The organism is Micromonospora polyrhachis, from assembly GCF_014203835.1.
Classification (GTDB): Bacteria; Actinomycetota; Actinomycetes; order Mycobacteriales; family Micromonosporaceae; genus Micromonospora_H; species Micromonospora_H polyrhachis.
In genome coordinates this window covers 1513026-1532301 of record NZ_JACHJW010000001.1, presented here as the reverse complement: position 1 = coordinate 1532301, position 19276 = coordinate 1513026, and the positions used below count along the sequence as shown (strand labels likewise).

Annotated in this window: 17 protein-coding genes; 11 read left to right on the top strand and 6 right to left on the bottom strand. The window is 69.8% G+C overall.

Annotated elements, in window-relative coordinates; all coding sequences use genetic code 11:
* Positions 1-33 precede the first annotated feature (33 nt).
* Positions 34-1008, bottom strand: coding sequence for an SGNH/GDSL hydrolase family protein (locus FHR38_RS06125; protein WP_184533568.1), 975 nt, complete (start codon positions 1006-1008; stop codon positions 34-36).
* Between the two features lie 55 nt (positions 1009-1063).
* On the bottom strand, positions 1064-1699 hold the full coding sequence (locus FHR38_RS06120) for an NAD(P)-dependent oxidoreductase (protein ID WP_184533566.1): 636 nt from the start codon (positions 1697-1699) through the stop codon (positions 1064-1066).
* Positions 1700-1784: 85 nt separating this feature from the next.
* Between FHR38_RS06120 and FHR38_RS06115 the strand changes: the two genes are divergently transcribed.
* The 7 genes from FHR38_RS06115 (at position 1785) to FHR38_RS06085 (ending at position 10117) form a co-directional block, all read left to right on the top strand.
* Entirely contained in the window at positions 1785-2390 is a 606-nt protein-coding gene (locus FHR38_RS06115; RefSeq protein WP_184533564.1) for a TetR/AcrR family transcriptional regulator, read from the top strand.
* Positions 2391-2543: 153 nt separating this feature from the next.
* Positions 2544-3956 carry an ammonium transporter gene (locus tag FHR38_RS06110; RefSeq protein ID WP_184533563.1) on the top strand — a complete coding sequence of 471 codons (1413 nt, stop codon included), beginning with the start codon at positions 2544-2546 and terminating at the stop codon, positions 3954-3956.
* A 24-nt stretch (positions 3957-3980) separates the two neighbouring features.
* Entirely contained in the window at positions 3981-4319 is a 339-nt protein-coding gene (locus FHR38_RS06105) for a P-II family nitrogen regulator (protein WP_184539304.1), read from the top strand.
* 4 nt (positions 4320-4323) lie between these two features.
* Positions 4324-6624 (top strand): [protein-PII] uridylyltransferase, encoded by a 2301-nt coding sequence (locus FHR38_RS06100; protein ID WP_184533561.1) that lies wholly within the window; start codon positions 4324-4326, stop codon positions 6622-6624.
* A 180-nt stretch (positions 6625-6804) separates the two neighbouring features.
* Positions 6805-8367: a signal recognition particle protein gene (ffh, locus tag FHR38_RS06095; protein ID WP_184533559.1), complete on the top strand. Its 1563-nt coding sequence runs from the start codon at positions 6805-6807 to the stop codon at positions 8365-8367.
* A 73-nt stretch (positions 8368-8440) separates the two neighbouring features.
* Positions 8441-9019, top strand: coding sequence for a Uma2 family endonuclease (locus FHR38_RS06090; RefSeq protein WP_184533557.1), 579 nt, complete (start codon positions 8441-8443; stop codon positions 9017-9019).
* An 18-nt stretch (positions 9020-9037) separates the two neighbouring features.
* The gene (locus FHR38_RS06085; RefSeq protein ID WP_184533555.1) at positions 9038-10117 is read left to right on the top strand and encodes an amidohydrolase family protein; all 1080 of its coding nucleotides are present in this window, start codon (positions 9038-9040) and stop codon (positions 10115-10117) included.
* A 98-nt stretch (positions 10118-10215) separates the two neighbouring features.
* Here FHR38_RS06085 and FHR38_RS06080 read toward each other — a convergent pair whose 3' ends face one another.
* Together FHR38_RS06080 and FHR38_RS06075 are read right to left on the bottom strand one after the other, a co-directional pair.
* The gene (locus FHR38_RS06080) at positions 10216-10866 is read right to left on the bottom strand and encodes a response regulator (protein ID WP_184533553.1); all 651 of its coding nucleotides are present in this window, start codon (positions 10864-10866) and stop codon (positions 10216-10218) included.
* A complete protein-coding gene (locus FHR38_RS06075) occupies positions 10863-12098 on the bottom strand; it encodes a sensor histidine kinase (RefSeq protein WP_184533551.1) in 1236 nt (411 codons plus the stop codon). Before FHR38_RS06075 ends, FHR38_RS06080 begins: the two co-directional genes overlap by 4 nt.
* Before the next feature lie 179 nt (positions 12099-12277).
* Between FHR38_RS06075 and FHR38_RS06070 the strand changes: the two genes are divergently transcribed.
* Both FHR38_RS06070 and proS read left to right on the top strand, forming a co-directional pair.
* Complete coding sequence (locus FHR38_RS06070; RefSeq protein ID WP_184533549.1) at positions 12278-13309, top strand: SDR family NAD(P)-dependent oxidoreductase; 1032 nt, start codon at positions 12278-12280, stop codon at positions 13307-13309.
* A gap of 35 nt (positions 13310-13344) precedes the next feature.
* Positions 13345-14751: a proline--tRNA ligase gene (gene proS / locus FHR38_RS06065; RefSeq protein ID WP_184533547.1), complete on the top strand. Its 1407-nt coding sequence runs from the start codon at positions 13345-13347 to the stop codon at positions 14749-14751.
* A gap of 158 nt (positions 14752-14909) precedes the next feature.
* Here the strand turns inward: proS and FHR38_RS06060 are convergent, their stop codons facing one another.
* Complete coding sequence (locus FHR38_RS06060; RefSeq protein WP_184533544.1) at positions 14910-16451, bottom strand: molybdopterin-dependent oxidoreductase; 1542 nt, start codon at positions 16449-16451, stop codon at positions 14910-14912.
* 281 nt (positions 16452-16732) lie between these two features.
* On the opposite strand from FHR38_RS06060, the gene FHR38_RS06055 reads away from it, so the two are divergent.
* Positions 16733-17380, top strand: a complete 648-nt coding sequence (locus FHR38_RS06055; RefSeq protein ID WP_184533542.1) for a ribonuclease FAU-1 family protein — start codon at positions 16733-16735, stop codon at positions 17378-17380.
* 135 nt (positions 17381-17515) lie between these two features.
* On the opposite strand, the gene FHR38_RS06050 is transcribed toward FHR38_RS06055, so the two are convergent.
* Positions 17516-17890, bottom strand: coding sequence for an ArsR/SmtB family transcription factor (locus FHR38_RS06050; RefSeq protein WP_184533540.1), 375 nt, complete (start codon positions 17888-17890; stop codon positions 17516-17518).
* Between the two features lie 120 nt (positions 17891-18010).
* Here FHR38_RS06050 and FHR38_RS06045 point away from each other — a divergent pair, with 120 nt between their 5' ends.
* Positions 18011-19117, top strand: a complete 1107-nt coding sequence (locus FHR38_RS06045; protein ID WP_312881888.1) for an NADH:flavin oxidoreductase/NADH oxidase — start codon at positions 18011-18013, stop codon at positions 19115-19117.
* The last annotated feature ends 159 nt before the right edge of the window (positions 19118-19276 follow it).

Genomic DNA, 19276 nt, shown 5'->3' with positions numbered 1-19276 from the left:
CCGGCCGTGGCACACCGCTGTCGGCCGCCAGTGTCACCGCTGTTGGCCGCCATGGTCCAGCCAGTTCGCGACGAGGTCCGTCACGACGGCACCGCCCCGGTCGCTGAGGTGGACGTGGTCGGTGAGGACTCGCAGGTCGTTTCCTCGGGCGATGTCGTCCCAGTCGCTTCGCAGGACGTACCGCTGGAAGGCGATGCGGAAGGTCAGACCGAAGCTGAAGTCGTATGGCGGGGCACTGCCGCCGTGCTGCCTGACGAGCGAGGTGAGGGTTTCGTTGAGGGGCAGGTAGGTCGCGCCACGGGCGGCTGCGGTCTGCTCGATGATCGAGTTGTACCGGGCAAGCTCCCGATTCCGGGCCGAGTCCAGGTCCTCGCCGAGCGGGGGAAGGGAGAGGATGGCGACCCTGGCGTGGGTCCCGGCGTCGAGGCGGTCGAAGATCGAGGTGAGATTGGCCTGGAACTGGGCCAGTGGCACACCGTTGAGGACGTCGTTGGTGCCGACCAGCAGCGTGACGACGTCCGGGTCGCAGGCGACCACATCGTCGTCGAGACGCTTCAACAGGTCGGCGGTGGTGTCGCCGTTGTTGCCGGCGTTGACGAGTTCGTACCCGGCGGAGGTGAACCGGTGCCGGAGCGCGCCCACCCAGTCGGCGCTGAGCGAGGCCTGGGTCATGCTGGCACCGGCTGCGACGACGACCTGGTTCGTGCCGCTGCCTCGACCTCGGTCGAGGAACTCCTGGGGCGAGTGGCTGGGCGATCGGAGGAAGGCCAGATAGGCGAGCGTGGAAACGCCGGCCAGCAGGGTAACCGTCGATACGGCGAGTACGGTCACCGCTGGCTTGATCCAGCGGCGGCGCGTACCGGCGGCGGGCCGAGCCGGTCGGCCGGTAGGGCCGGCAGGGCCGGCGGGATCGGTAGGGTCGGCGGGATCGGTAGGGCCGGCGGGATCGGTAGGGCCGGCGGGGTCGGCAGGGTTGGTGCTGGTTGATTCGGTCGAGATGGTGGGCACGTCTGCTCCTCGTGGAGGGTTGTGGTGGGTCCGACGGGTCGTCCTGGTCGCCGCCCTATCGGGCCACGGCGACGGTGGCTCGGGTCCAGGCCGGCTCATCCAGGCCACGCAGGATGCAGTGGGCGAGGTCGGCGCGGGACAGGCGGATGCCGCCGAAGACGTTGCGGCCGACCTCGGTGCGGTACGCGCCGGTCGCCGGCCCGTTGGTGAGCATCGGTGGCCGCATGATCGTCCAGTGCAGATCGGTCTCGCGGACGATCTGTTCCATCTGGAGCATGTCGGCGAAGGGGTGTCGGAGTATCCGCTTGAGTACCGGCTTTGCTAGCGCCCGGGTGAATGGGTCGTCGCCGTCAGTGAAGATTCCGCTCGCGCTGACGATGACCAGCCGTTGGATCGAACTGTCCCGCATCGCCTGGGTGATGCTGGCCGCGGTGTCGGCGCACACCGCCGTCGGCTGGCGGTTGGTTCGGCTGCCGATCGCCGATATGGCAGCGTCCGTGCCGGCCAGGGCCGGTGCGATCGCGGCGGGGTCGGTGACGTCGGCGCGGTGGACGATGAGTCTCGGGTGGGCGTCGATGGTGAGCCCGGCGGGATCGCGGACCACCGCCCGTACCTGATGACCGGCCCGGAGGGCCTGGGTGACCACCTGTAGCCCGGTGCCGCCGGTCGCGCCGAAGACCGTTAGTTGCATGGGTGCCCCCTGTGGTTAGTGAGTGCTCACTAACTATTATGGTTAGTGAGCACTCACTTGATGTCAAACCGGAGGTACTATGACCGTGCTCACCAGAGATCGGATTCTCGATGCGGCCGGGAAGGTCATGCGGGAACAGGGGCTGGCGCGGGCCACCACCAAACAGATCGCCGCTGCGGCCGGATTCTCGGAGGCCACGCTCTACAAGCACTTCAGCAGCAAGACGGAGTTGTTCGTCGCGGTCCTCAACGAACGCGTGCCCGGCGAGTTCGGGATGCTGCTCGCCCAACTCGCCGGTCGCGCCGGTACGGGCGACGTAGCCGCCACGCTGCGCGGCGTCGCCCACGGTGCGATCGACTTCTATACCTACAGCTTCCCCATGGCCGCGTCGCTCTTCTCCGAGCCACAGTTGCTGGCCGCCCACCGCGACGCCCTTCGCCAACGCGGCGCCGGCCCGCAGAACGTTCCCCTGGCCGTCGCCGCGTATCTCGCCGCCGAGCGTGACCGCGGCCGGATTCGGCCCGACGCCGATCCCGAAGCGGCCGCGTCGCTCCTGATCGGGGCCTGCCTCCAGTACGCCTTCCTCGGCCACTTCACCGAGCCGCGCGACCCGGGTTCCGCCGAGCGCTATGTCACGACGATCGTCGCCAACCTCGTCAGCGGCATCGCCGGACCGGTCGAAGATCGGTAGTTGTCACACGTAAGAAACAAGTCGTGACCAGTTGGAAACCGGTGCGTGCCCCCTGGTGAAACAGGCGCGCAGGAAGCTTCCGCGCAACCGGCGTACGGGCAGCGCTGCCGCAGTGGGCCGGAAGGAGGGAACCGGCGACTCTAGGAGGCCAGCGTGCCTGAAGCACCGACGATCGACACCGGCAACACCGCGTGGTTGCTGGTGTCGAGCGCCCTCGTGCTGCTCATGACACCGGGTCTGGCGCTGTTCTACGGCGGCCTGAACCGGTCCAAGGGCGTCCTCAACATGATGATGATGAGCTTCTCCTCGATAGGGCTCATTTCGATTCTCTGGCTCTTCTACGGCTTCAGCGTCGCCTTCGGTGACGATGTCAACGGCGTCTGGGGCAACCTGGGCCAGTACCTCGGCACCAAGACGTTCCTGGCCGAGACCGACCTGTGGGGTGAGACCGGCATCCCGCTCTACGTCTTCATGGCCTTCCAGATGATGTTCGCGATCATCACGGTCGCGCTGATCAGCGGCTCGATCTCGGACCGGGCGAAGTTCTCCGGCTGGCTGCTGTTCGCCTTCGGGTGGGCGACGCTGGTCTACTTCCCGGTCGCCCACATGGTCTGGGGCGGTGGCTTCATCGGCGCGGACATCGGCGCGCTGGACTTCGCCGGCGGTACCGCCGTGCACATCAACGCCGGAGCGGCGGCGCTCGCCCTGGCCCTGGTGCTCGGCAAGCGGGTCGGCTGGCCTCGGGAGGGGATGAAGCCGCACAACGTACCGATGGTGGCGCTGGGCACCGGACTGCTCTGGTTCGGCTGGTTCGGCTTCAACGCCGGCTCGGAACTGACCGTCGACGCGATCACCGGTATCGCCTTCCTCAACACCCAGGTCTGCACCGCCGCCGCCATCCTCGGCTGGATCGTCGTGGAGTGGCTGCGTAACGGCAAGCCGACCCTGGTCGGTGCCTCCTCCGGGGCGGTCGCTGGCCTGGTGGCGATCACGCCCGCCTGCGCCTTCGTCGCCCCCTGGGCCGCGGTCCTGCTCGGTCTGGTCGCCGGTGCGGTCTGCGCGTTGGCCGTCGGACTGAAGTACCGGCTCGGCTTCGACGACTCGCTCGACGTGGTCGGTGTGCACTTCGTCGGCGGCTGGATCGGCTGCCTGTGGATCGGGCTCTTCGGTACCAGCCAGATCAGCTCGCTGGTGGCGAACGAGGGCCTGTTCTACGGCGGCGGGCTGGCCCAACTCGGTGCCCAGGCGCTCAGCGCCCTGATCGTCTCGGTCCTCTCCTTCGTCATCGCCTACGCGCTGGGCTTCGCGATCGAGAAGACCATCGGCTTCCGGGTCACGCAGGAGGCCGAGGTCGACGGCATCGACATCGCCGAGCACGCCGAGAGCGGGTACGACCTCTCGCCGGCCGGTGGTGGTGGCGGCGGTGGTGCGTTCGCCCTGGCCGGCATCGGTACGCCCAGCAGCAAGCCGACCGCGTCAGTCGAGGAAGCGGAGCCAGTCGAGGAAGTGGAGCCAGCCGCACCGGTCGAGCCAGCCGAGCCAGTCAGCGAGAAGGTCGCTGGTTAACGTCTATCCATGGAGGGACTGGACATGAAACTGGTGACCGCGGTCATCAAACCGCACCAGCTCGACGGGGTGAAGGAGGCGCTACAGGCCCTCGGGGTCGCCGGCCTCACCGTCAGCGAGGTGCAGGGGTACGGGCGGCAGAAGGGCCACACCGAGGTGTACCGGGGTGCCGAGTACACGGTGGAGTTCCTGCCCAAGATTCGGGTCGAGGTGCTGACCGACGAGATCGACGTCGACAAGGTGGTCGACGCGATCGTCACGGCGGCGCGTACCGGAAAGATCGGTGACGGCAAGGTGTGGGTGACCGCCGTGGAGGACGTGGTTCGCGTCCGTACCGGTGAGCACGGCCTCGACGCTCTCTGATCCCATGCCCGCCTCGTTGATCAAGGGCCCGGCGTCATCCGGCAGCGGTCCGGGTGACCCGAACCCCCTGATCAACGAGGCGGACCTCTTGAATGACGAGGCGGGGCGGATCGGCGAGGCAGGACGGACGGAACGGGCGGCGGTGTGGGACCGCTGGCTGGCCGGGCTGTTCCCCGCCGACCGGGCCGAGGTGGCACTGGTTGCCGTCGGCGGGCTCGGCCGGCGGGAATGCGCGCCGTACGGGGATCTTGATCTGGTGCTGCTGCACACCGGGGCAGCCGACGTCGACGAAATCGCCGCCGCGCTCTGGTATCCGATCTGGGACGCCCGGATGAGCCTGGACCACTCGGTACGCACCGTCGACGAGGCACTGTCGGTGGCCAGGGACGACATCAAGGTCGCCCTCGGCCTGCTCGACGCCCGACACGTGGCCGGAGACCGGGAACTCTCCACCCGACTGGTCACCGCCGCCGGGGAGCAGTGGCGACGTACCGCCGTGCGGCGGCTGCCGGAACTGCGCGAGGTGACCACCGCCCGGTGGCAGGCCCACGGTGAACTCGCCTTCCTGCTCGAAGGTGACCTCAAGGATGCCGCCGGCGGGTTACGCGACGTGGGGCTACTGCGCGCCATCGGGTACGCCGGGATCAGTGACGCCCTGCGTCCCGCCGTACGGGCCGCACACCGGCGACTGCTCGACACCCGCGACGCCCTGCACATCGCGACCAGTCGCCGGATCGACCGGCTGATCGCCGAGGAACGGGCTGCCGTTGCGGTCCTACTCGATCTGGACGATCCGGACGCGTTGCTGCGCCGGGTTGCCGGCGACGCCCGTACCGTCAGCCACGCCCTGACCGACGGGTGGCGGGCCGCCGACCGGCTGCGGTCCGGGTCCCGGGTGCGTCACGGTGCCGACGGTCGGCCGGTACGCCGGCCCGTCGCCCGGGACGTGGTCGAACACGACGGGGAACTGGTGTTGGCGCGTACCGCCATCGGGGCCCGTCCCGACCCGAGCCTGTCGCTGCGGGTCGCCGCCGCCGCAGCCAGCACCCGGCTGCCAATATCCCGGGCCACCTGCGAATGGCTTGCCGCGTACTGCCCGCCGCTGCCGGCACCGTGGCCGCCGGCGGCCCGGTCCGCGCTGGTCACCCTGCTCGGCGCCGGTCCCGGCCTGCCGCCCACCTGGGAGACCTGCGACCGGTACGGCCTGGTCGACGGCTGGCTACCGGAGTGGCCCCGGATGCGCAGCCGGCCGCAACACAACCCGGCCCACCGGTTCACCCTGGACCGGCACCTGGTGCAGACCGCAGCCGAGGCGGGTGCGCACACCCGGGAGGTTGCTCGGCCGGATCTGCTGCTGCTCACCGCCCTGCTGCACGACGTGGGTAAGGGGCTCGACGGTGACCACAGCGTCGTCGGCGCACCGATCGCGGCGCAGATCGCCACCCGGATCGGCCTGCCCCCGACCGAGGTGGCGCTGGTCGAGAAACTGGTCCGGCTGCACCTACTGCTGCCCGAGGTGGCCACCCGACGGGACCTGGGCGACCCGGTGACCATCGCCACCGTCGCCGAGGCGGTCGGTGACCCCGGCACCCTCGACCTGCTGTACGCGTTGACCCGGGCCGACGCCCGAGCCACCGGGCCGGCCGCCTGGTCGGACTGGAAGGGGCGGCTCGTCGCCGAACTCGTCGCCCGGGTACGCGCCACCCTGGACACCGGCTCACCGCCGGCGCCGGCCGTACCCGATCCGGCGCTGGTGGCGGGCCCACTGCCCGCCGTACACCTGGGGGATGGTCGGGTGGCGGTGGCCGCGACGGACCGGCGCGGCCTGCTCGCCACGGTCGCCGGCTGTCTTGCCCTGCACCGGCTCGACGTGCTCGCCGCCGACGCGGCAACCGTGGACGGGCGGGCATTGGTCGAGTGTCGGGTGCAACCGCGCTACGGCAGCCCGCCCGACCCGATGGCGCTCACCGCCGACCTGCGCCGGGCGGTGACCGTCGACCCGTCGGTGCTGGCCCGGCTGCGTCGCCCTACGCCGACCGGCGGCTCCACCGGGGCGGCCCCCAGGGTGGTCTGGCACCGGGACGCGGCCACCGACGCGGTGCTGCTGGAGTTGCGTGCCGCCGATGCCCCCGGACTGCTGTACCGGGTGTGCGTAGCGTTGGACGACGCTGGTGCCCTGGTCCGGGCGGCCCGGATCGCCACCCTCGGCAGTGACGCGGTGGACACCTTCTATCTCGTCGGCGCCTGGCCGTCGAACGACGAGCGGGCCCGCCTGGAGTCCGCCGTCCTCGCCGCTGCGGGGTAAGGACGGGCCCCTTCTTATCGCTTCTACTGTTAGGAAGGGGCCCTTCCTAACGTGTGGCCTGAGGGCGGGACCGGCACCCACGCGCCGAGGTTGACGGGCGGTTACCCTTGCAGTGGCCTGGCGGCTATCCGCGCCGGCTGCGCTCTGTCCGCCGGAATTCGACAAACGGGATGTTAAGTCGTGTTTGACACCTTGAGTGACCGCCTTTCCGGGATCTTTACCAAGCTTCGCGGCAAGGGGCGGCTTACCGACGCCGACATCGACGCCACCGCTCGGGAGATCCGGCTGGCGTTGCTGGAGGCCGACGTAGCCCTGCCGGTCGTCAAGGGTTTCATCGCCCGGATCAAGGAGCGGGCGCGCAGCGCCGAGGTCTCCCAGGCGCTCAACCCGGCTCAGCAGGTCATCAAGATCGTCCACGAGGAGCTGGTCGGCGTCCTCGGCGGCGAGAACCGCCGGTTGCAGTTCGCCAAGCAGCCGCCGACCGTGATCATGCTGGCCGGTCTGCAGGGGTCGGGTAAGACCACCCTCGCCGGAAAGCTGGCCCGCTGGCTCAAGGGACAGGGCCACCAGCCGCTGCTGGTCGCCGCCGACCTGCAACGTCCCAACGCCGTCGGGCAGCTCCAGGTGCTCGGTGGTCGGGCCGGGGTCGAGGTGTACGCCCCGGAGCCGGGCAACGGCGTCGGTGACCCGGTGCAGGTCGCCAAGGCGTCGATCGAGCACGCCAAGCGGGCCGCCCGCGACATCGTCATCGTCGACACCGCCGGCCGGCTGGGCATCGACGCGGAGATGATGGCGCAGGCTGCCGCCATTCGGGCTGCCGTCAATCCCGACGAGGTCATTTTCGTCATCGACGCGATGGTCGGTCAGGACGCGGTCCGCACCGCCGAGGCGTTCCGCGACGGGGTCGGGATCACCGGTGTGGTGCTCTCCAAGCTCGACGGCGACGCCCGGGGCGGTGCGGCGCTCTCCGTACGGGAGGTCACCGGCCAGCCGATCCTCTTCGCCTCCACCGGTGAGAAGCTGGAGGACTTCGACCTCTTCCACCCGGACCGGATGGCCAGCCGGATCCTGGGCATGGGGGACGTACTCACTCTGATCGAGCAGGCCGAGCAGGCCTTCGACGCCGATCAGAAGGAGAAGATGACCGCCAAGCTGATGGGCGGCGAGCAGTTCACCCTGGAGGACTTCCTCGACCAGCTCATCGCGGTCCGCCGGATGGGGCCGATCGCCAACGTGCTGGCGATGATGCCCGGCATGGGGCAGGTCAAGGACCAGTTGGCCGAGGTCGACGACAAGCACTTCGACAAGATCACCGCGATCATCCGGTCGATGACCCCGGGCGAGCGGACCAACCCGAAGATCATCAACGGTTCCCGTCGGGCTCGGATCGCCACCGGCTCCGGGGTCACCGTTATGGACGTCAACCAGCTGCTCAACCGCTTCGCCGACGCGCAGAAGATGATGAAGCAGATGGGCGGGATGATGGGCCTGCCGGGCGGTCGGCGCAAGGCGACGAAGTCGCCGAAGAACAAGCGGAAGGGCACGAAGGGCGGCGGGCGTTCGCGCGGCGGCGCGCAGGGTGGTGGCGGCTTCCCCGGCGGAATGCCCGGTGGGATGCCGCAGCTCCCGCCGGGGCTGGACCCGAGCGCGTTGGCCGGCGGCCAAGGCCTGCCGCCGGGCTTCAAGCTGCCCAAGCTCGACTTCGGCAAGCTGGGCAAGCGGGACGACGAGTCGAAGGGCTGACCCTTGGCGTGTCGTCAACCGTGAGCGACGTTCTCATCGCCTAGGGTGACAGGGCCCCTGGAAGGAGTAGGCCATGACTGCGGCGCCGATTCTGCCGGAACGGCAGGAGTGGACGGTCGACGACCTCGGTGACCTGCCGAAGGACCTTCCTTACGAGTTGGTCAACGGAAGGTTGATCGTGCCGTCCCCCACCCACCTGCACCAGGACCTGTGTGTCCGAATTCTGCTCGCGCTTGAGGTCAACTGCCCGCCGGAGTACGTGGTGAGCATCGACCTGTCGATGCGGATCGATCGACGTAATGAGCCCCGCCCGGACGTGGTCGCGATCCGACCCGACCACGTCGACCGCAGTCCGGTGCCGGTGCGGGACGCCATCCTGGCGGTCGAGGTGATCTCCCCGGAGTCCACCTTCCGCGACATGTACGACAAGGCGCGGGTCTATGCGCACGCGGGTGTGCCGACGTACTGGGTGGTCGATCCGCTCCACGAGCGGATGACGCTCACCGAGTTCGTGCTCGGCCCGAAGGGCGATTACGAACCAGCCGCGCACACCGACGACGTGTTCGTCACCGAGCGGCCGTGGAAGGTGACCGTCGACCTGCCGGCGCTCACGGCCCGTCGGACGGGGCTGCGGGAGCGCGGCGAGGCGTGATCGGGTAGGACTGTGCACATGGCTCTGCATGTGCGTGGCGTGGTGCTGCCCGACGACGAGGTACGTGACCTGTGGCTGGTGGGCGACCGGGTGACGTACACCCCGGTCCCCGGGGCGGAGACCATCGCCGACGGCGGGTACGTCCTGCCCGGCCTGGTCGACGCGCACTGCCACATTGGTATCGCCCCGGGCGGAGCCCCGATCGGCTCCCTGGACGAGGCGCGACGGCTGGCGACGATCGATCGGGACGCCGGGGTGCTGGCCATCCGGGACGCGGGCTCGCCGTACCCGTACCCAGAACTGGCGGACGAGCCGGAACTGCCGCGACTGGCCCGTGCCGGCCGGCACGTCGCGCCGCCCCGCCGCTACCTGCGGGACATCGGCGTGGAGGTCCCGGCGACGGAGGTCGCCGCCACCGTGGCCGAGCAGGCGCGGGCCGGCAGCGGCTGGGTGAAGCTGGTCGGGGACTGGATCGAACGCGACGCCGGGGACCTCGCCCCCGCCTGGGACGCGGACACGATGGCCGAGGCGGTGAAGACCGCGCACGCGGCCGGGGCCCGGATGGCGGTGCACACCTTCTCCGAGTCGGCCGTCGACATCATGGTCCGGGCCGGGGTGGACTCGGTCGAGCACGGCACCGGCCTGAGCCTCGATCTGATCGACGAGATGGCCCGGCGGGGGACCGCCCTGGTGCCCACGATGATCAACATTCAGACGTTCGGGTCCATCGCGGAGCGGGCAGCGGAGAAGTTCCCCGGGTACGCCGCCCACATGCTCGCCCTGCGCGACGGCTTCCCCGAGGTGGTGCGCTCGGCGTACGAGGCCGGGGTGCCGATCTACCTGGGCACCGACGCGGGCGGGGGTATCGCGCACGGGCTGGCGGCCACCGAGATGCTGCTGCTGCACGAGCAGGCCGGCATGTCCCCGGTCGACGTGCTGCGCGCCGCGTCCTGGGGGGCTCGGGACTGGCTCGGCTTTCCCGGACTGGTCGAGGGCGGGCTGGCCGACCTGGTGGTCTACGACAGCGACCCCCGAGCCGACCTGCGGGTGGTACGCGACCCGCGCCGGATCGTCCTGCGCGGCCGGGTCGTCCGCTGACCCGGTTTCCGGTGGTCAGGCCAGTGCCCGTTCGTCCGCTGACCCGGTTTCCGGTGGTCAGGCCAGTGCCCGTTCGTCCGTTTCCCGGGCGTCTCCGGTCAGGCCAGGCCGTGCCGCACGGCGAACACGGCCAGCCGTACCCGGTTCGACGCCCCGGTCTTGGTCATCGCCGCCGAGACGTGGGTCTTCACCGTGGTCACGCCCAGATGCAACCGCTCACCGATCTCCGCGTTGGACAGGCCCGCCCCGACCAGGGCCAGGATCTCCGACTCTCGGGGCGTCAACCGCACATCCGACGGGCGCGGGTCCGCCTCCGCCGCACCGGCGTGCACCGACACCGCTGCCGCCACCAACCGCCGCAGCACCGTCGGGCTGAACGGGCTGTCCCCGGCGGCGGCCCGCCGGATGCCGTCTAGCAGGTCGTCCGGTGCCGCGTCCTTCACCAGGAACCCACACGCGCCCGCTGCCATCGCCGGATAGAGATGGTCGTCATCGTCGAAGGTGGTCAGCACCAGCACCCGTGCCGATGGTCGAGCCTCGACGATTCGCGCCGTCGCCTGCGTACCGTCCATTCCCGGCATCCGCAGATCCATCAAGATCACATCCGGTGCGGTGCGGGCCGCGAGCTGTACCGCCTCCTGCCCGTTGCGCGCCTCGCCGACCACCTCCAGGTCGGGCGACGCCTCGCACAGCATCCGTAGTCCCGCCCGTACCAGGGTCTGGTCGTCGACCAACAGCACCCGGATCACCGCTTGTCCCCTCCGCTGCCACCCGCCGCCGGCAGTAGCGCCGACAACCGCCAACCCGGCCCGTCCCGGCCCACCGTCAGTGATCCGCCCAGCACCGCGACCCGCTCCCGCATGCCGATGATCCCGTGGCCGCCCGTCGCGTCCGCGACCGCCGAACCCGCCGCCCGCCCAGACGACAGTTCCGGGTGGCCGAGACTGCCCCTCGTGCCTGACGACAGTTCTGGGTGGCCCCGGCCGCCGTCGTCGGCGATGTCGACCTGTGCCATACCGGCCTCGATCAACCGTACCGACACCGTCGTCCTGGCCTGCGGACCCGCGTGCCGGGCGACGTTCGCGAGCCCCTCCTGGGTCAACCGGAGTATCGCCAGGCCACGCATCGTGTCCAGACCGGCGATGCCGGGGTCGATCTGTGCGGACACCGACAGGCCTAGGCGTTGTGCCCGATCCACCACCTCGGAGAGCGCGGCCGGCAACTCGCCGGGCTCCACCAGTCCCACCTGGCCGCCGCCGGCCGGATCCCGCAGTACGGTCACCAACCGTCGCAGGTCCGCCAGGGTCGCCACCCCGCTGGCGTGCACGTCGTCGAGCACCTCGCGCACCTTGGGGTCGGCGTCGTCCAACACGTGCCGGGCCACCCCCACCCGTAACACCATCGAGGCGACATGGTGGGCGACAAGATCGTGGAGTTCCCGGGCGATCGCCGTACGTTCGTCGGCCCGGGCCGCTCGCGTCTCCGAGCGCCGCCGCAGCCGCTCCTCCTCCGCACGCCGCTCCGCCTGCGCGGAGAGCAGCCGCACCGATCGGACGTACGCCCCGAGCAGCACCGGGACCAGCGTCACCACGGCACCCCGGTACAGCGTGGACCACGATCCCTCCACCAGATACACCAGCAACAGCGGGACCGTCCCGTAAACGCAGTACCAGCCGGAGCGGCGCATCGCCAGCTCGAACAGTGCGACCCCGGCACCGACCTTCACGATGACCGGGCTGGCATCGCCCGCCCACAGGGCCACCGCCAGCAGGACGGCCTGCACCAGAGGACTGGCCAGTGGCCAGCGTGCGCTGCCCGCGTACACCAGCACCGAGGCGGCGGACAGCAGCCAGTCGACGATCGACGGCTCCGCCGAAGGGCCACGGGCCAGCAGGTACCCGATGGCCAACGCCGCGAGGATGGCCAGCCGGAGCGGCCATGCCCGGGTTTCGAACAGCACGCTGATCCGGGGGAGAGCCATCCGTGAAAGGTAGCCAGGGCAGGAGCGCCGATGGTCCTCCCCGGGCAGGAGCCGCCTCCTACGAGAGGCCGGCCCGGTGGCCGTACACACCGACCGGCGGGCCGACGTTACGGCGTGCATCCGTCACCAGACTCGGATGTGGCGGGTGGACGTCGCCCGCCAGCCGATGAAGGGACGTCATGGCAACCCCGAACGAAAACGTCGAACCGGCCGCCGAGTCGACCACTGCCCCCGGCGAGTCGACCACTGCCCCCGGCGAGTCGACCACCTCCGTCGACCCGGCCACCGCCCGTGCCGGGTACAGCCGCCGAAGGCTGATCGGCACCGGTGTGGCCGGGGTCGGCGCCGGAGCCGTCGCCGGTCTGGTCGGCGGTGTGGTCCTCGGCCGTACCGCGCCGAGCCCCGAGATCCACCCGGGTGCGAATCAGCGCTTCGCCGGCAAGGTCGTCCTGATCACCGGTGCCACCTCCGGGATCGGCCGCGCCGCCGCCCTCCAGTACGCCGCCGAGGGCGGGCAGGTCGGCTTCTGCGGTCGCCGGGAGAACCTGGGCCGGGACGTCGAACGCCAGATCCGCGCGGCCGGTGGGGAGGCCACCTACGTACGCGCCGACGTCCGCGACGAGTCGCAGGTACGGCAGTTCGTCGACACCGTCGCCGAGCGGTACGGCGGCCTCGACGTCTGCTTCAACAACGCCGGCATCACGGTCCAGAAGCCACTGCACGAGTACACGGCCAACGAATGGGACGACGTGCTCGCCACCAACCTGCGTGGGGTCTTCCTGGCACTGAAGTTCCAGATTCCGCACCTGCGGCGGCGGGGTGGCGGTGCCGTCCTGGTCACCTCCTCCTCGAACGCCATCTCCACCAGTGGCGGGAAGGCCGCCTACGCCGCCTCCAAGCGGGCTCTCGTCGGCCTCGTGCAGAGCGCCGCCCACGACTATGCCGCCGAGAACATCCGGATCAACGCCCTGCTGCCGGGCACCACCAAGACCGACTTCGTCCGGCGACTGGCCGGGGCGGCGGATCTGCCCGACGTGGCGTGGGACGTCATGGCGGCCCAGTTCGGCAAGTCCAGCGTGCCGGGGGTGGGACGGTTGGCCACCGCTGAGGAGGTGGCTGCGTTCGCCGTCGCCCTCACCTCCGGCGATTTCCCGTACGCGACCGGAGCGCAGATGGTGCTCGACGGCGGCAAGACGGCGTACGCCGGGTAACGCCGGTCGTACGTCGGCGAATAGGATGTGCGGCTATGGCACGCGTGCTCACTCCCCGGGCGGAGGACTTTCCCCGCTGGTTCCAGGACCTGATCGCCAAGGCGAAGCTCGCCGACAACGGGCCGGTGCGGGGGACCATGGTCATCCGACCGGCCGGCTACGCCATCTGGGAGCGGATGCAGGCCGAGATGGACGCCCGGATCAAGGTGACCGGGGCGGAGAACGCGTACTTCCCGCTGTTCATCCCGGAGAGCTACCTGAAGCGGGAGGCCCAGCACGTCGAGGGCTTCTCGCCGGAGCTGGCGGTGGTCACCCACGGCGGGGGCAAGCAGCTCGCCGAGCCGGTGGTGGTCCGACCGACCAGCGAGACGGTCATCGGCGAGTTCATGGCCAAGTGGATCGACTCCTACCGAGACCTGCCACTGCTGCTCAACCAGTGGGCGAACGTGGTCCGCTGGGAGCTGCGGCCCCGGATCTTCCTGCGGACCAGTGAGTTCCTCTGGCAGGAGGGGCACACCGCGCACGTCGACGAGGCGGACGCCCGAGCCTATGCCCGTCGGATCCTGCACGAGGTCTACGAGGACTTCATGGTCAACGTGCTGGGCATTCCGGTGCTGGTGGGACGCAAGACCAACCGGGAGCGGTTCGCCGGCGCCACCAGTACGTACACCCTCGAAGGCATGATGGGTGACGGCAAGGCGCTGCAACTGGGCACCAGCCACGAGCTGGGCCAGAACTTCGCCAAGGCGTTCGAGATGACCTTCACCTCGGCGGCCGGCAGCGTCGAGCACGCCTGGACCACCTCCTGGGGCACCACCACCCGGATGATCGGCGGGATGATCATGGTGCACGGCGACGACAACGGGCTGCGGGTGCCGCCCCGGCTGGCCCCGGTGCAGGCGCACATCATGGTGGTGAAGGCCGGCGACGGGGTGACCGAGGCGGCGGCGAAGCTGCGCGACGCGCTGCGCGACGCCGGGGTCCGGGTCGCGCTCGACGACCGGACCGACACCCCGTTCGGCCGCCGCGCCGTCGATGCCGAGCTCAAGGGCTATCCGGTACGCGTCGAGGTCGGCCCCCGGGATCTCGCCGCCGGTAACGCGGTGGTGGTTCGCCGTACCAATGGGTCGAAGACTCCGGTGCCGGTGGCCGACGTGGTGGCCTCGGTGCTCGCCGCCCTGGAGGCAGACCAGCAGGCGCTGTACGACGAGGCACTGGCCCTGCGCGAGTCGCGGACCACGACGGTGGCGACCCTGGACGAGGCGATCGAGGCGGCGGCCACCGGCTGGGCCCGGGTGCCGTGGTCGGCGGTCGGCGAGCAGGGCGAACTCACCGCCAACGGCAAGGGTGTCACCGTACGTTGTCTGGTCCGGGCCGACGGCTCGGTGCCGGACTCGGCCGACGAGCCTGACCTGGTGGCCATTCTGGCCCGCGCCTACTGATCGGCAGCGCCGACGGCCCGTAGCTACGGCAGTTTGACCACGGCTGTGCCGGCTTGACCACGGCTACGGCAGCTTGACCACGGCTGCGGCGCGGGTTCCTGATCGTTCTACTGAGCAGGAATCCGCGCCGCCGGCGGTGGGGGAGTCCAGACGCTGTGTCAGATCCGCGCGTTGATGACCTGGTAGCTGGAGTCCTCGCGGGTGCCGCCCTGGCCGTCGCCCTCGGTGCGGTAGTCCTCGATCCACTCGATCTTGCGTAGGTACTTGACCATCTTGTAGCCGTGGATCTCCTCAACCCGCAACCGCAGCGGGGCGCCGAAGGTGAGGGGCAGTGGCTTGTCGTTCATGTCGAAGGCCAGGATCGTTTCGTCCTGGTAGATGAGGTCCACACCGAAGCAGCTGTAGTACGGCTCCAGCGGCCGGCCGCCGTGCATCTTCTGCGCCAGGCCGAAGGAGGTGAACTTCAGGTACCTGGCGTTGGGCTTCTTCTCCACCAGGGCCAACACGTCCGACAACCGCACCCCGCCCCATTTGGCGATCCCGGTCCACCCCTGCATGCAGGTGTGTAGGGTGATCTGTTCCTGCCGTGGCATGGCCCGCAGATCCTCCAGGCTCAGTGAGATCGGCTTCTCGACGAGGCCGCCGATCTCCAGCCGGTAGTCCTTCCAGGCGTTCGCCATCAGGGCGTTCCACTCGGGTGACTCGTCACCCACGGGATGCCGGCCATTGCTCCAGTGGTAGGGCGAGATGTCCTTCTCGGCCCACACCTGCTTGCGGCGCTGCCGGGAGGAGAAGTGGTTGACGGTTGCCTGACGCAGCGGTTCGCCGAGGTTGTTGAGGACGACCTGGGCCCGACGTAGGTCGGCCAGGCTCCAGTAGCTGGCGGCCAGCCAGAGAGCCACGACCGTGACGATGCCGGCGATCGCCATGGTCAGTGCCTGACCAAACCGGGCCGGGTCGCCCTCGCCGAGCATCATGTGGGTCAGGTTGTATCGCGGGTGGACGACGAACACGAGCGTCACGTGGATGACGATGAACACTGCGAGGAAGGCCATGCCCAGGAAGTGCAGTGATCGTGCGGCCTGACGCCCGCCGAAGAGTCGGGCGTACCACGGGAACCGGCCGACCACGGCCGGGGACATGACCGGGCCGGTTGCGATCATCAACGGTGCGGCGACGAAGACGACCACGAAGTACATGAGCTGCTGCAACGCGTCGTACGGTTGGAAGTGCTCGATCGATGGAATGCCGAGGCCGGCGTAGATCTTGAGTGATTCCCAGGCCTGCGGGAAGACGTCCCATGACGTGGGTACGATCCGACGCCACTGGCCGGTGCCGAAGAGCAGGCCGACGTATGCGAGCCCGTTGAGCGTCCAGAGTGCGGTCACGATCGCGTGCCAGTGCCGGGCGATGCCGATGTTCTTTCGGCCGGGCAACGAGATCAACGGGGACAGGCTGCACTCGTCGTCGCGCGCGAAGTAGACGCCCTCTTCGGCGGGCACCTTCTTCCTGGTGAACCGAATCCACTCCGTGCCGGGGCCGCAGTCGTTGCGCCAGTACATCCGAGGGTGGCTGGAGATTATTTCCCACCCACTTCGGATCAACAGTCCGATGAGCAGGAAATTGATGAGGTGGGTGACGCGAAGCCAACTGGGGAAGCCAAGTTCTGGGCTGACGGACAGGGCGATACTTCTGATCATCGGGTCCTCCTGTGGACCAATCAGGCATCGGGGGTGGCCACTGGTCAGTCTTTGTTTTAACTACTACCGCATGTAGTAAAGAAGGACTTTGGTCCCGACCTGGAAGTGACCTATGTCGCTCCATCCGGCTCTGGTGGGCGGGCGGCGGTGCGGACGACGGGTGCCCGGGGTCCCTCCGTGCTCCGTGCTCCGGTCCCGGTCCCGGTCGACGGGTACTTCGAGACTGTGGATCGCGCCCCTCGGTGGCAGCCTGGGGACGGCTTGCTCGGTAGGATGGGGGCGTGCATTTCGAGCCGGGGCGGTTGATCCTGCACCGCAATGTCCGACGGGGACGGATCGGCTGGGTTCGCCCGGCCCGGGTTGTCAGTGACGACGAGCGAGGGCTGCTGCTCTGGATCGCCCGAGGTACCCCGGTGGCCAGCGAGGTCGCCGACGACGGTCGGGGCATGCGGATGATGCCGTTCACCGAGTGGATCACCAGGTCCTACCGGTTGGCCGTGGGCGTCTGGAACGGCCCGCCGCTGCTGAAGTTCCTGCCGACGGAGGGTGCCTACTCGGTCTGGTGGTTCCAGGCCGAGGCCGGTGGGTTCGCTCGGTGGTACGTCAACCTCGAAGAACCGGGGGTCCGCTGGGACGACGGTGACGTGGCCGGGGTCGACGTGGTGGACCAGGATCTCGATGTCGTGATCGAGCCGGACCGGAGCTGGTGCTGGAAGGACGAGGACGAGTTCGTTGAGCGGCTCGCCTTCCCCGAGCACTACTGGGTGACCGACGAGGCAGCGGTACGGGCCGAGGGCGAGCGGGTGATCAAGATGGCCGAGGCGGGGGAGTTCCCGTTCGACGGCACCTGGTGCGACTTCGTTCCGGACCCCACCTGGACCGTGCCGACGCTACCGGTCGGCTGGGACCGGCCGCCGGCCCGTCCGTAGCTGGTGGGCTATGCCCGGCCCCGTCGCGTGGCCCGGCTCCGTCGTCCGACGTGAGCCCTTGCTGGCCTGTCGTCCGACGTGAGCCCTTGCTGGCCTGTCGTCCGACGTGAGCCCTTGGGGGCCTGTCGTCCGACGTCAACCCTCAGTGGCCTGTCGTCCGGCGGCGGTGAGCACGCTGTCCAGCAGGCCGGGAAAGCGGGCGTCGAGATCGGCGCGGCGCAGGCCGTTCAACTTCGCGGTGCCCCGGTAGACCTGGCTGATCACCCCCGCCTCCCGTAGCACCCGATAGTGGTGCGTGGTGGTGGACTTGCTCACCGCGAGGTCGATGACCGAGCAGGGCACCTCCGTACCGAGGCGGGCGAGGGTGTGGGCGATGTGTAGCCGGGTCGGGTCGGCCAGTGCGTGTAGCACCGACTCCAGCCGGATCTCGTCGCGGGTGGGATGGGTCAGGACGCGCCCGGCGTTAGCTTCGGGGGCATACGGATCGGGGGTGGGGGCTTGCTGTGGCACGACGCACCTCGTTTCTGACCGTCTGATAGTACGACAGGTCTCGTAGTTTCATGTTCGTCGTACTACGATGTTCGTCGTACCAAGAGGTCTTTCGTTGTCGTTCCGCGCAAGGAGTACGTCGTGACCGAGTCGACCGCAACTGCCGGTAGTGCCCTGTTCCAGCCGATGACCCTGCGCTCGGTCACCGTGCCCAACCGGGTGTGGATGGCCCCGATGTGCCAGTACAGCGCTGCGGCCGACGGGCCCGACGTCGGGGTGCCGACCGACTGGCACTTCGTACACCTGGCCAGCCGGGCGGTGGGAGGTGCCGGTCTGATCCTGGTCGAGGCCACCGCGGTTGCCCCCGAGGGGCGGATCAGCCCCGGTGACCTGGGGCTCTGGAACGACCGCCAACAGACGGCGTTCGTCCGGATCACCGACTTCCTCAAGCGCAGCGGTACGGTCCCCGGTATCCAGCTCGCGCACGCCGGACGCAAGGCCGGCACCGCTGCCCCCTGGCTCGGCGGTGCGCCGCTCGCCCCGGAGCACGGCGGCTGGCAGCCGGTCGGCCCCAGCCCGGTCGCCTACGACGAGCGGTACCCGGTGCCGCACGAGTTGACCGTCGGGGAGATCCCGCAGGTGGTGGCGGACTTCGCCGCCGCTGCGCGGCGGGCGCTGGCCGCGGGTTTCCAGGTTGTCGAGGTGCACGGCGCGCACGGCTACCTGATAGGCGAGTTCCTCTCCCCGCACAGCAACCGCCGCACCGACGCGTACGGCGGTTCGTTCGAGAACCGGACCCGGTTCGCCCTGGAGGTGGTCGACGCGGTCCGGGCGGTCTGGCCCGCCGACCTGCCCGTGCTGTTCCGGATCTCGGCCACCGACTGGCTGCCGGCCGGGGACGGGTGGACCGGCGAGGACACCGTACGGTTCGCCAAGGAACTGCTCGCCCACGGCGTGGACCTGCTGGACGTCTCCACCGGGGGCAACGCGGCGGGGGTACGGGTGCCGACCGGTCCCGGCTACCAGGTGTCGTACGCCGAGGCGGTGGCGCGGGACACCGACCTGCCGGTGGCAGCGGTCGGCCTGATCACCGAACCGGAGCAGGCCGAGGCGATCGTCGCGTCGGGGCAGGCGCACGCGGTGCTGCTGGGACGGGAGTTGCTGCGTAACCCGTACTGGCCCCGGCAGGCCGCGCACCAGCTGGGGGTGGCCGCCGGTTGGCCTGACCAGTACCTGCGGGCGGTCTGAGCGATTTCCGGGCGGTGTTTCCGGCCGTCAGCCAGGGGGCGAACCGGTCGCCGCGTACATCTGGCAGAATGGTTGGCTGGTATCCGGCACGCGTGCGGCGCCCTCTAACCCGGGCGCGTTGCCAGTCCACCCGAGTAGTCTCCGGCTCAAACCCCACTG